The sequence below is a fragment of the Bifidobacterium sp. UTCIF-1 genome (genome assembly GCF_006408915.1).
Classification (GTDB): Bacteria; Actinomycetota; Actinomycetes; order Actinomycetales; family Bifidobacteriaceae; genus Bifidobacterium; species Bifidobacterium reuteri.
The window spans coordinates 23,751-36,645 of record NZ_JFAG01000008.1 but is presented as its reverse complement, the minus strand read 5'-3'; the positions used below and the strand labels follow the sequence as shown (position 1 = coordinate 36,645).

Here is a 12,895-nt window from a genome sequence, read left to right as displayed (position 1 = left end):
CGCATCTGCGCACAACGAGGTTCCGTGTGACCTTGTGAAGGGCACACGCAAGCGACATGTCCCCTTCACAAGGCCGACGCTCCGACCTTCGGCACTAATGGCCAAAATTCGCAGGTCATCGATGCAGCTCTTCAGCGGACTGGGTGGAGTAGCCTTCCGGCTCCAGTTGGAACGTGGTATGCGGCACCGAAACAGGGAAATGCTCGCGCAGACAGTCCTGAAGTTGGGCGAGCACCTGCGCGGCCTGTTCCATATTGAGATTCTTGTCCACCACGACATGCGCCATCAATATCGGCATTCCCGTCGAAACCGTACTGGCATGCAGATCATGAACCGCAATGACGTGTGGAACATGCTCCATATGCTCACGCACGGCATCCAGATCAAGACCCTTCGGGGTCTCCTCAAGCAGTACCCTCACCGCATTGTGCAGCAACTTGATGGCACGCGGAATCATGAGCAGCGCGATAACGCCACCTGCGACGGCATCAAACCCATTCCACCCCGTCGACATCATGACCAGTGCGGACACGACCACGGCCACCGAGCCAAGCGCATCGTTCATGACCTCCAGGAAAGCGGCTTTCATATTCATGTTGTCTTCACGTTGGGAAGCCAGGATGAATATGGAAACGACATTCGCGGTCAGACCGAGTACGCCCACGAACAGCAGCAGGTTGACGTCCTCGACACGTGTCGTCGATTGTCCGAACAATCTCATGCCGGCCTCCACCAACGCATAGACGCCGACGATCATCAGCACCAATGCCCCTGCGGCAGCCGTCAGCACCTCGAGACGGGCCCATCCCCACGTGCGCAAATTGTTCGGCTTCCTACGCATCAATACCGCGGTGACCGTGGAGGCGATGAGCACCGACATGTCAGTGAGCATATGGCCCGCATCCACCAGCAAGGCCAGCGAACCGGTCAGGACGGCGGATACCACTTCGACGACGAACACAGTTCCCGTCACCGTAAGAGTGGCCATCAATCGTCGCTGATGCGCCTGGGCTGCGGACTGTGTCACGCTAGTCGAGGAATGATCATGGGACATGTGGAACAATGCATCCTTTCCGGTTCCATTTGAAACCGTTTCTCAATACCATTTGCGTTATCGCCCGGAGACGACGAAACCCCGGCACATGGCCGGGGTTTCGCAATAGTACCTTATGGTACCTGAAAGCAACCGCTCAATCAGAAGCCGAACTTGGCGGCGGTCTCCTTCAGGGTCTCCGCGGAGCGCTTCAGAGCAGCGAGCTCCTTGTCGGAGACCGGGGTGTTGATGGCGGTGTTGACGCCCTGACGGTTGAGCAGGGTCGGCACGGACATGCAGATATCGGAGATGCCATGGAAGTCCTTGAGCATGGAGCTCACCGGCAGAATGCGGTTGGTGTCATGCAGAACGGCCTCGACGATGTCCACACCGGACATGCCGATGGCGTAGTTGGTGGCACCCTTGCCGTTGATGATCTTGTAGGCGGCGTTCTTGACTTCCTGGTGAATCTCTTCACGCTTGACGGCGTCGAGCGGCTCGTGGCCCGGCAGCGGGGTCCAATCCAGCATGGGAACGCCACCGATGGTGGCGGACTCCCACAGCGGCACTTCGGAGTCGCCATGCTCGCCGGCGATGTAGGCGTGGACGTTCTTGACGTTGACACCGGTCTGCTGGGCGATCAGGAAGCGAAGACGGGCGGAATCCAGGTTGGTGCCGGAGCCGAAGACCTGGCTCTCGGGCAGGCCGGAAATCTTCTGGGCGACGTGGGTGGCGATGTCGACCGGGTTGGTGATGAGCATGTAGATGGCGTTCGGGGCGACCTTGACCAGGCCCGGGATGATGGCCTGCAGAATCTTGACGGTGGCGCCGACGAGCTCCAGACGGGACTGGCCGGGCTTCTGACGCGGGCCGGCAGTGATGACGATCATATCCGCGTCGCGGCAGATCTCAGGATCGTCGGAACCGTCGATGGACACGGTCGGGTAGAAGCTGGAGCCGTGCTGCATATCGAGCACCTCGGCCTCCACGCGTTCCTTGGCAATGTCCTCAAGCACGATCTCGCGAGCGACGCCACGCTGGGCAGCGGCGAAGGCGAGGGTGGAGCCAACAGCACCGGCACCGATGATGGCAAGCTTCGTGGGCTTAACGGTAGTTTCCGCCATGATGGATTTACCTCTCTTCAAAGGCGGTCTGCAGTATGGCAGGCCTTGTGACTAACGGTTTCACTGTATAAAACCGTGCCGACGTTTGCGCTCCCATGAAACCGCCGAATCAACAGACAATCCCAGCATTCGCAAGTGTTGTTAGCGCTCACAATACATCTGTGATGTTGCTCACGTTAATCGATTGACGCATCAATGACCCGTGCAGCAAGGTGGGAGTCGACGTCCGCTTCCAGCAATACGCCGTCATCACGGTATTCCACCTTGCCTACCTTGCCGTATTCGCGCACGCGGGACAGCAACGAGCCAGCGCTGTAGGGCAGCACGGCATTGACGTGCACATGCGGCACCGGAAGCAACGCCTCCACGGCGGCACGCAATCCATCCACACCCTCGCCGCTATATGCGGAAACGATATACGCATCAGGCTGCAACGCCATCAACCGCTCCCGAGTGACGGCATCGACCTGATCGGCCTTGTTGAACACCACGATGCGCGGAATGGATGCCGTGCCCTCGATATCCGCCAGGACGGCATTGACCGCATCGATCTGCGAGAAGGGGTCCGGATGAGAACCATCCACCACGTGCACAATCACGTCGGACTCCGCCACCTCCTCCAGCGTCGATTTGAAGGCCTCCACCAGCTGGGTCGGCAGCCTGCGCACAAAACCCACTGTGTCCACATAGGCATACAGCCGTCCATCATGGGTCTTCGCACGACGGACCGCAGTATCCAGCGTGGCGAACAGCGCGTTCTCCACCAGCTCTGTCGAGCCGGTCAGCCGATTGGTCAACGACGATTTGCCGGCATTGGTGTATCCGACCACCGCCACCGTCGGCAGCCCATAGCGCCTGCGGGATCCGCGTTTGATCTCACGCGCCGGCGCCATGTCGCGTATCTGGCGACGCAGCCGCGCGATGCGGGTGCGGATCACACGACGGTCCATCTCGATCTTGGTCTCGCCAGGGCCACGGGATCCGATACCCGCATCCGCGCCTGCTGCACGGCCTCCGGCCTGACGGGACAGGGAGCCACCCCAGCCACGCAGTCGCGGCAGCATATACTCCAGTTGGGCCAGCTCCACCTGCGCCTTGCCTTCGCGAGAAGTGGCATGCTGTGCGAAGATATCGAGGATCACCGCGGTGCGATCCACCACTTTGACTTTGGCGGCATCCTCCAGCGCACGACGCTGAGAAGGGGCGAGATCATCATCCACGATGATGGTATCCGCCTCCTCGCGCGCCACGATATCGGCGATCTCACGAGCCTTTCCCGAGCCGACATACGTGGCGGCATCCGGCTTCAACCGATGCTGCAACAGACCATCGCACACCACGGCACCCGCGGTTTCGGCGAGCGCGGCCAGCTCCCTCAACGATTCCTCGGCCTTGGTCTGCGTCGTAACCGCACTCGACCAGACGCCGACCAGCACCACGCGTTCGAGCCGCACCTTGCGGTACTCGACTTCAGTGACGTCCTCCAGTTCGCCAAGACCCGCCACATGCTTGAGTTCGTTGCGAGCCTCGCGCTCCTCCCATTCCTGATTGGCGTCCTCATGCCATCCTGATGGTTGCTGCGTGGTGTCGAGCAGCACATCCGACTGGGCGGAAAGGACTCCTTGCGAAGTGATGCTGGAACTGCCATGGTCGATGTCGGTGTACTGGTTGTGTTCGCTCAAGGGCGCCTCTCAAATCCCGGGTTCACGATTCTTCTATGGCTCCTTATTATCATCAGACGAGCTGACATGCCCGAAACGTGTCACAATGGCCACAGAGCCCGTCAATATGTGTATGAGCCGTGCGAGCACGGCGATAACCGATGCGCAGACCGCGTGGAAATGGAGTCGATGCAATGGCAGAACAGTATTTCGCTTCCGAGCCGCAATCCAAGGATGCGCGCAAGACGATGAACGTCACCCTGCGTGGCCATGAGGCGAAGGTGCAGGTGTCCAACGGCGTGTTCTCCAACTCACGTGTCGATCTTGGCACATCCGTGCTGCTCCGTCAGGCCCCTGACCTGCCGCTCGAAGGCGAATTTCTGGATCTGGGCTGTGGATGGGGGCCGATTGCCCTCGCCATGGCTTTCGACTCCCCCGATGCACATGTCTGGGCCGTGGATGTCAACGAACGCGCCCTGGACCTGACGCGCGTGAACAGCGAGGCGAATGGCTGCACCAACATCAGCATCTCGCAGGTGGACGATTCAAGCACACCATTGCCGGCGGCGCAGCAACCAAAAGACGCAGTAGCATTGCCACAGGAGCTGCAGTTCGATGCGATCTGGTCGAATCCTCCGATCCGCATCGGCAAAGAGGCCCTGCACACGCTGCTCATGGCCTGGCTGCCGCGGCTCAAGCCGGGCGCAGCCGCCTATCTGGTGGTGCAGCGCAATCTCGGTTCCGATTCGTTGATCCCCTGGCTGGATGAGGCGCTGGGCGCAGCGTTCTCGGTGCGCAAATACGCAAGCTCCAAGGGCTTCCGTATTATTGAAGTCCGTCATGAAATTTGAGTATCCCGCCGAACTTCCCGTTTCCGCCGCCCGTGAAGAAATCGCGCACGCGGTTCAGCATGCACAAGTCGTCATCATCTCCGGCCAGACCGGTTCAGGCAAGACCACGCAGCTGCCGAAGATCCTGCTCGAACTGGGCCGTGGCACCCATGGCCGGCAGATCGTGCACACCCAGCCTCGCCGTATCGCGGCACGCACGGTAGCCGAGCGTATCGCGTCCGAACTGGGTGTGCGATTGGGTGATGAGGTCGGCTATCAGGTCCGTTTCACGGATGAGAGCTCTCCGAACACCCGTCTGCGCGTAGTCACGGACGGCATCCTGCTCGCACAGATCCAGCGTGACCCGAACCTGTCCAAGTACGACACCATCATCATCGACGAAGCCCATGAGCGTAGCCTCAACATCGATTTTCTGCTCGGCTATCTGACCGCACTGCTGCCGCGCCGCCGCGATCTGAAGCTGATCATCACCTCCGCCACCATCGATTCGGTGAAGTTCCAGGAGCATTTCGCCCATGCCCTGCATGAGAAGGTGCCGGTCATCGAGGTGTCAGGGCGAACGTTCCCTGTGCAAGTGGTCTATGAGCCGCTGGGTACTGCGCCGGCGCTGATGCGCGAAGTGCCGGGGTTCGCCACGGGAGCCCGCCCTGGAGACGCCGATTATGAGGAGCTGGCGAACGCAATCGCGCAATCCGACGCCGATCTGCCCCGTTCACGTCGTTCGGACGACTATGCTGATGACGGCATCACCGACATGCCGACGGCAGTGGCTCGCGCCTGCGCCGAACTGGTGATCCACTCCTCCCACGAGCGAGGCCCGCGTGACATTCTCGTTTTCGCTTCCGGAGAGCGCGACATCCACGAGTTCGAGACGGCATTGCGCCATCATTACGGTCCGCGCGCGGACGACATGCGCCGGCCCGACGCCATTGAGATCATGCCGTTGTTTGCGCGCCTGTCCTCCTCGGATCAGCATAAGGTATTCGAGCCGCACACCCATCAGCGCATCGTCATCGCCACCAATGTCGCGGAGACCTCGCTGACCGTGCCGGGCATCCGTTATGTGGTCGATCCGGGCACCGCCCGCATCTCACGGTACTCCAAGACGGCCAAGGTGCAGCGACTGCCGATCGAGCCGATCAGCCAAGCCAGCGCCGACCAGAGAAGCGGCCGATGCGGCCGTGTCGCGGACGGCATTGCGATCCGCCTGTATTCGCGCGAGGATTACGAGACCCGTCCGCAGTTCACCGAACCCGAGATCCTGAGGACCTCGCTGGGTGCCGTCGTGCTGCACATGCTGTCGGTGGGCGTTGCGCGCACGGCCGAGGATGTCACGCACTTCGGCTTCATCGATCCGCCGGATATGAAAGCCGTGTCCGACGGTTTCAATGAGCTCACCGAGCTCAAGGCGATCGGACGCAAGCGCGGCGAAGTGACGTTGACGCATATCGGCCGGCAGCTGGCCCGCATCCCGATCGATGTCCGTCTTGGACGCATGGTGATCGAAGCGGCGAAATCCGGCTCTCCGAATCTGCTGGCCCAAGTACTGGTGGTGGTCTCCTTCCTGAGCCTGCAGGATCCCCGCGAACGCCCGGACGACAAGCGAGAGGAAGCCGACCGCATCCATAACCGGTATGCGGATGAGACGTCGGACTTCCTGACCGCGCTCAATATCTGGGATCGGGTGTTCCAGGCCGATGGCGATCCGAGCAATAACGCCCTGCGCCGCATCTGCAAGACCGAGTATTTCAGCTGGCTCAGGATGCGCCAGTGGAAGGATCTGGTATCGCAGCTGAGGCAGCTGTGCAAAGAGCTGAAGTTCAAGGTCGGTGACCCGCTCCCCTCCACGCGCCCCGGCTTGGAGGTGCGCCAGCTGCCGCTGAATCAGCAACCCGCACATTCGATGTGCTGCGCGTGGGATGCGGACGGCATCCACAAGTCGATGCTCGCCGGGCTATTGTCCATGATGGGCATGCAGGTCGTGCGCGAGCCCAAGGCCTCCGATTTCGCGGGACTCACCGGCGCAGCCCGGGCCCGTGCGATGAAACGCGCCCAGAAACAATCGAAGAACGACTATCAGGGTGCTCGCGGCACCCGTTTCGCCCTGTTCCCCGCTTCCGCCGTGGCCAAGAAAACCCCTTCGTGGGTGATGAGCACGGAATTGGTGGAGACCTCACGCCTGTGGGCACGGTATTCGGCGGCGATCGATCCGGCATGGGCGGAACCGTTGGCCGGACAATTGACGCGCACCACGTATGCGGAACCGCATTGGTCCGGTTCGCGCGGCTCGGCCGTGGCCACCGCGCGCGTGCTGCTGTACGGTTTGCCGATCGTGCAGGACCGCACTGTGCAATGGGGCGGCATCAACCCGTTGGAGGCCCGCGACTTCCTGCTGCGTCAGGGACTGGTGGAAGGCGATATCCAGCAGCGGTTCAGCTATGACGATTTCGTCGGCGCCAACCGCGACATTCTCGAGGATGCCGCCGAGGACGCCAGCCGAACACGCCAACTGGCGGACACCGTCTCGGACGAGGATCTGTTCGATTTCTACAATGCCGTGATCCCCACAGACGTCACATCGGTGGCGGATCTGGCGAAATGGTGGAAGAACGAGCATGACCGGCGGCCCGATCTCCTGACGTTCGACCCATCCAAAGTGGATCGCTTGGCGTCCAGCGAATCGGTGAGCCTGAACGATTACCCGGATCATTGGCATACGGTCGGCACGGACGGCCAGCCCATCGACTTGCGGCTGAGCTACGTGTACGAACCGGGCAATCCGCTCGATGGCGTGACCGTGCATGTGCCGTTGAAGGCGCTTTCCCGTATTGCGCCCGACCAGTTCACCTGGAATGTTCCCGGTCTGCTGGACGAGTTGATTCTGGCGATGATCAAGGCGCTGCCCAAACAGCTGCGTGTGCAATTCGTCCCCGCTCCGGATGCGGCCCGTGCTATCCGCACGTGGATTGACGAGCATTATCCCGATCTGCCTGGATCGGGCTCGCAGCAGAAACCGAATCCCGCTCCGGTGAACGAGGACGGCGAGACCGTAGGCTGGCCTGACCTGGCCCATGTATTCACCAAGGCGGCCATCGCCACCGTTGGGGCGCAGATTCACCCCGAAGTGCTCGGCCCGGAACTTATGGACAGGCTTCAGCCGTATCTGAAGGTCACGTTTTCGGTGGAGCAGCAGATGCCGCCAAGCGGTTCGCCTCGCGGCCGACGTCGTGGCCATGGTGCCGTCAAGGTGTTGGAGACATCGAAGGACCTTGTCGCCCTGCAACGCAAGTACGCAGCGCAGGCGCAGGCGCAGGCCCGCCAGATGGTGCGGAAACAGGCTGATCAGGCGGCGAAGCAAGGCAATCTGGTGAGCCAGGCGAATCTGCTGCATAAGGCGGGGGCCACTACCGAATCGCGCGCCACCATGCTCTGGCATGGTGCGCTGGACGCGCTCCACCTGCCGGACGAACGTGTGTCCAGCAGGTGGCTGGGCGCAGAGGCGCTGATGTTGGCGGCGGCACCGTACAAGTCCACCAAGGCGCTTGTGGAGGATCTGCAGCTTGCAGCGGTCAAACGTCTTCTGCCGAATGTGGACACGCTGAAGGATGATGAGGCGTTGGCGAACGCCGTGCTTGACGTGCGCGAGGTGTACGAGGATACCGTCTATCAGGTGGCCCATGATGTGATCGGCATCATCAAGGCGTATGCCGAGGTGGACAAGGCGACATCCGGCAAAGCCGACCTTCCTCTGCTTTCGGTATTGCAGTCGATTCGCGAGCATATCGTCACACTGGTCTACCCCGGTTTCATCGGGCGCACGCCCCCGCAGGCGCTCAGATCACTGTCCCGCTATCTCAAAGCCGATGTGATGCGTCTCGCCAAGGCGAAAACCGACAAGAACCGTGATGTGAAATGGGCGTGGCAGGCCGATGAGGCCAAACAGCTGGTGGACAAGGCGATGGCTCATGCCAAGGCGGAACCTGCCGGGCCGAAGCATGAAGCGTTGATGAAACAGGCGGAGCAGGCCAGATGGATGCTGGAGGAGTTCTATGTGAGCCTATGGGCCCAAGAGCTCGGCACCAACGGACCGGCGTCGCTGAACCGCATCAAGAAGGCTCTGACGTGATTGCCGACTGACATTGGTGGGTCTGGCATACGCATCTCGACACACTCAAGGCCGTTCGGCCAAGCCTACGGTCCGTGATACGCATGTCAGACCAGCCCGACCCTCCAGACCCACCAGATCCGTGCCACCGGTGCTTTCTGCGGGAAGCCCGTGGATTCACCGCGAGCGTAATGGGCTCCTATCTGCGGCTATTACAATAACGGGCGATGACACAAGCGAAGCAATCGAACAGCAACACCCGCAAGCCCAGTCGTGGCGGCAAGCCCAGCAGCGGCAAAAGTGCCAGTGCGCAAGGCAAGAAGGCGCGCAGCCGCAGACCGGCGAGCGCCAGGTCCCAGAACCGCGGTGTCCGCAATCCGCTGCAGTGGTGGAAGCATGCCGGCCCGTGGCAGAAGGTCAAAGCGGTATTCGTCACCACGGTCGTCATCATCTGCGCCATGGCTTTGGCGTTGGTCACCGTGCGCTTCGCCGAGTGGCGCATCGACGTCAAGGAAGCCGAAACCCGCCAGCTGCAACTCACACAGGAATATGACTTCGATCCCGGAGACATCATCTCGGATGGGCAGTTCTTCAACGGCAACGCAATGAGCGAATCCGAAGTGCAATCGTTCCTCGACGAGCAGGGTGCCGCCTGTTCCGGTGCAGAATGTCTCAAATCGAAGACCTTCGACACCACCGACGAGCCAGCCGACGAATACTGCGACGCCTACAAGGGCGCGAAGGGTGAGACAGCTGCAGCCATCATCACCAAATCGGCCAAGGCATGCGGCATCAGCCAGAAGGTGCTGCTCACCGTCCTGCAAAAGGAACAGCACCTGGTCACCGCCACCACCATCACCGATTTCCAATACAAGGCCGCCATGGGCTTGAGCTGTCCGGATGACGCCAACTGCGACCCGCAATACGCCGGTTTCTTCAAGCAGGTGTTCGGCTCAGCCAAGCGCTACCAGTATTACACTGCGCACGAGGATCGATACGGATACCATGCCAATGCACTGAACTACGTGCAGTATCATCCGAACGCCTCCTGCGGCGGCACGGATGTATACATCAGGAACAAGGCGACCGCATTGCTCTATATCTATACGCCGTACCAACCCAACGAGGCGGCGCTGGCCGCCGGTGTGGGCGAGGGCGACTCATGCTCAAGCTACGGCAACCGCAACTTCTCCATCATCTATGAAAGCTGGTTCGGCTCGCCCCGCTCCTGAACGCATCCCCGGGGCAGGGTGCGGGGTACGTTGGCGGGGTGCGTTCACCGTTCGACGCGCTTGCCGATGTACGTCCCGAGCATCATCGACATCACCATGGCCAGCAACGCGAACATAGCGCCAACCGGGCCAAGCCAGGTCAGTCCAAGGTGATCATTGACGACACCACCCACGGCGGAGCCTATTGCGATGCCGATGTTGAAGGACATGGAATTGAGCGACGCGGCGAGGTTCATCGAACCGGGATGGGATTGGGCAGCCACATCCATGTACAGCACCTGCGATGATGCATTGAACAGATACATGAACATGCCGAGCAGAATCAACGCGATCGCCCCATACCAGGACAGCCAATGGGCGACAGCCAGCGAACACAGCAGCGCGGCATGAGCCAGGAACACCCAGCGCAGATGAAACAATGGCTCCACTCCCCTGCCATGCTCAGCAAGTTTGCCTGCATACAGGTTGCTCCACAGACAGGCCACGCCATAGACCACCAGGCCAAGGCTCACGTATCGCCCGGGCAGATGGACCTCATCGCGCAGAATCGGCGTCAGATACGTATAGAACACGTAGCTGGAGCCCGCGCCGCACACCACGATGAGCACGCCCAGATGGATGCGCCGATCGAAGAACAGGCGGAACTGGGATAGGAACCCGACTTTGACGATATGGCTGTTGCGCGGCAGCACGGTGAACATCAGCACCATCAGCGCCACAGTCAATGCCGAGATCAGATAGAACGTGACGCGCCAGCCAAAGGTATTGGCGATGTATGTGCCGATCGGCACACCCACCACAGAGGCGATGGAGAAACCTGAGAACACCCACGCGATGAACTTGGTCCTGTAATGCTCCTGCGTCACATCGGGGGCGAACGTCATGGCAATGGCCACCAATGTGCCGGACACCGATGCGATCAGCAAGCGGGCCGCCAACAGCACCGGATAGTTCGGCGCGAAAGCGCACAAAACATTGCCCGCCAGGAAGACGCCCATCAGCGTCAAATACGTGGCGAATCGGGGAAAACGACCGGAAATGGCTGAGCCCAGCGGCGTGCAAGGCGCGTACATGAACGCGAAAATGGCCACCAGATTGCCGACGGTCACTTCCGAAACCTTCAAACCGGTTGCGATGTCCGGCAGAATGCCCACGACCACGAATTCGCTCATGCCCAGCATGAAACTGGCGAAAATCAGAATGACGACCGGCAGGGTGAAGAAGCGGTCGGTGCGCGCGGTGCTTGCAGGTGCGTTCGCCATAGATGCTCTCTCGAATACTTTTGTTCCCAGTGTCACAAACCGATGCGGCAGTTACGTCAATCGTTTTTCATATCGGCTCAACGATAACAGTATTCCCACCTCTGCCCGTCACAACTCTTGCGACATGCCACGGAAAACCCCGCCGATAGACCAACCATCGACGGGGTGGGAAAGTGCAGAATGCTTACGGTTACAGCTTCGGCAGGTATTTCTTCAGCTCGTATGGTGTGACCTGCTGGTTGTATTCTTCCCACTCCTGATGCTTGTTGTCCAGGAAGTAGCCGAAGGCGTGCTCACCAAGCACATCAGCCACGAAATCGGACTTCTGCATGATCTTCAACGCTTCGTCCAGTGAGCGCGGCAACGGCTGGATGCCCATGGCCTGGCGCTCGCCATCGGTGAGCTCCCAGACATCATCGCTGGTGGGTTCGCCGAGCTGCATCTGCTTTTCGATGCCGTCAAGGCCGGCTGCCAACAGCACCGAGTAGGCCAGATACGGGTTGGCGACCGGATCGAGTGCGCGGAATTCCATGCGAGCCGAGTTGCCCTTGCCTGGCTTGTATTGCGGGATGCGCAGCAGGGCGGAGCGGTTGTTATGACCCCAGCATATGTAGCTCGGAGCCTCGTTGCCACCCCACAGACGCTTGTACGAGTTGACGTACTGGTCGGTCACCGCACAGATCTCCGCCGCATGATAGAGAATGCCGGCGGCGAACTGGCGGGCGGTCAGCGACATGTTGAATTCCTGACCGGCCTCGTAGAAGGCGTTGGAATCGCCCTCGAACAGGCTCAGGTGGGTGTGCATGCCGGAGCCAGGCGCATCGGCCAGCGGCTTGGGCATGAAGCTGGCGTGGATGCCACGCTCCAGAGAAATCTCCTTGACCACCGTACGGAAGGTCATGATGTTGTCCGCCGTGGTCAATGCATCGGCGTACCGCAGATCGATTTCGTTCTGACCGGGACCGGCCTCGTGATGCGAGTATTCCACCGAGATGCCCATCTGCTCAAGCATGTTCACGGTGGCGCGGCGGAAGTCCATGCCTGGGCTGCGCGGCACGTGATCGAAATAACCGCCTTCATCGATAGGCGTCGGCGCCTTGGACCAATCGTCCTGGCTTTCGAAGAGGTAAAACTCGATTTCCGGATGCACGTAGAACGTGAAACCCTTGTCCTTAGCCTTGGCAAGCGCGCGCTTGAGCACATGACGCGGGTCCCCCAGCGACGGTTCGCCGTCCGGGGTGAGGATATCGCAGAACATGCGCGCCGTGCCCTGAGGACCGCCGCGCCAAGGCAGGATCTGGAACGTCGAGGGATCAGGATGAACGATCATGTCGTCCTCGGAGACCCTGGTCATGCCCTCGATTGCGGAACCGTCGAATCCGAGTCCCTCTTCGAATGCGGCTTCCAACTCGGCCGGAGCGATGGCCACTGATTTCAAGGTCCCCAACACATCCGTGAACCACAGACGAATAAAACGCACGTCACGTTCCTCGACGGTGCGCAGTGCAAACTCCTGCTGTTTATCCATAACGGCCAAGTGTTCCATACCCGTGTTACGAGCGCCGTTAACATCCCGGCAGATGTCTCAAAGGCCCGCACCCATGTTCCGGCACACCCGGTTCGGCAT

General features: G+C 60.6%; 8 protein-coding genes. 3 read left to right on the top strand and 5 right to left on the bottom strand.

The features are described from left to right. Positions 1 to 115: 115 nt before the first annotated feature. The 3 genes from BW09_RS04455 to hflX form a co-directional block, all read right to left on the bottom strand. Positions 116 to 1,054: a cation diffusion facilitator family transporter gene (locus tag BW09_RS04455; protein WP_044088765.1), complete on the bottom strand. Its 939-nt coding sequence runs from the start codon at positions 1,052 to 1,054 to the stop codon at positions 116 to 118. 140 nt (positions 1,055 to 1,194) lie between these two features. Beyond that, on the bottom strand, positions 1,195 to 2,157 hold the full coding sequence (locus BW09_RS04450; RefSeq protein ID WP_044088764.1) for an L-lactate dehydrogenase: 963 nt from the start codon (positions 2,155 to 2,157) through the stop codon (positions 1,195 to 1,197). A gap of 176 nt (positions 2,158 to 2,333) precedes the next feature. Further along, the gene (hflX, locus tag BW09_RS04445) at positions 2,334 to 3,839 is read right to left on the bottom strand and encodes a GTPase HflX (protein WP_044088763.1); all 1,506 of its coding nucleotides are present in this window, start codon (positions 3,837 to 3,839) and stop codon (positions 2,334 to 2,336) included. A 173-nt stretch (positions 3,840 to 4,012) separates the two neighbouring features. Between hflX and BW09_RS04440 the strand changes: the two genes are divergently transcribed. The 3 genes from BW09_RS04440 to BW09_RS04430 all read left to right on the top strand — a co-directional run bounded on the left by BW09_RS04440 (position 4,013) and on the right by BW09_RS04430 (position 10,006). Continuing rightward, positions 4,013 to 4,669, top strand: a complete 657-nt coding sequence (locus BW09_RS04440) for a class I SAM-dependent methyltransferase (protein WP_044088762.1) — start codon at positions 4,013 to 4,015, stop codon at positions 4,667 to 4,669. Next, positions 4,659 to 8,795 (top strand): ATP-dependent RNA helicase HrpA, encoded by a 4,137-nt coding sequence (gene hrpA / locus BW09_RS04435; protein ID WP_140464764.1) that lies wholly within the window; start codon positions 4,659 to 4,661, stop codon positions 8,793 to 8,795. The genes BW09_RS04440 and hrpA overlap by 11 nt, the downstream gene beginning before the upstream one ends. A 206-nt stretch (positions 8,796 to 9,001) precedes the next feature. Further along, a complete protein-coding gene (locus BW09_RS04430) occupies positions 9,002 to 10,006 on the top strand; it encodes a hemagglutinin (protein WP_375137556.1) in 1,005 nt (334 codons plus the stop codon). A gap of 44 nt (positions 10,007 to 10,050) precedes the next feature. On the opposite strand, the gene BW09_RS04425 is transcribed toward BW09_RS04430, so the two are convergent. Together BW09_RS04425 and glnA are read right to left on the bottom strand one after the other, a co-directional pair. After that, positions 10,051 to 11,268, bottom strand: a complete 1,218-nt coding sequence (locus BW09_RS04425; protein WP_140462430.1) for an MFS transporter — start codon at positions 11,266 to 11,268, stop codon at positions 10,051 to 10,053. A 190-nt stretch (positions 11,269 to 11,458) separates the two neighbouring features. Further along, complete coding sequence (gene glnA / locus BW09_RS04420; RefSeq protein WP_140462431.1) at positions 11,459 to 12,796, bottom strand: type I glutamate--ammonia ligase; 1,338 nt, start codon at positions 12,794 to 12,796, stop codon at positions 11,459 to 11,461. Positions 12,797 to 12,895 lie beyond the last annotated feature (99 nt).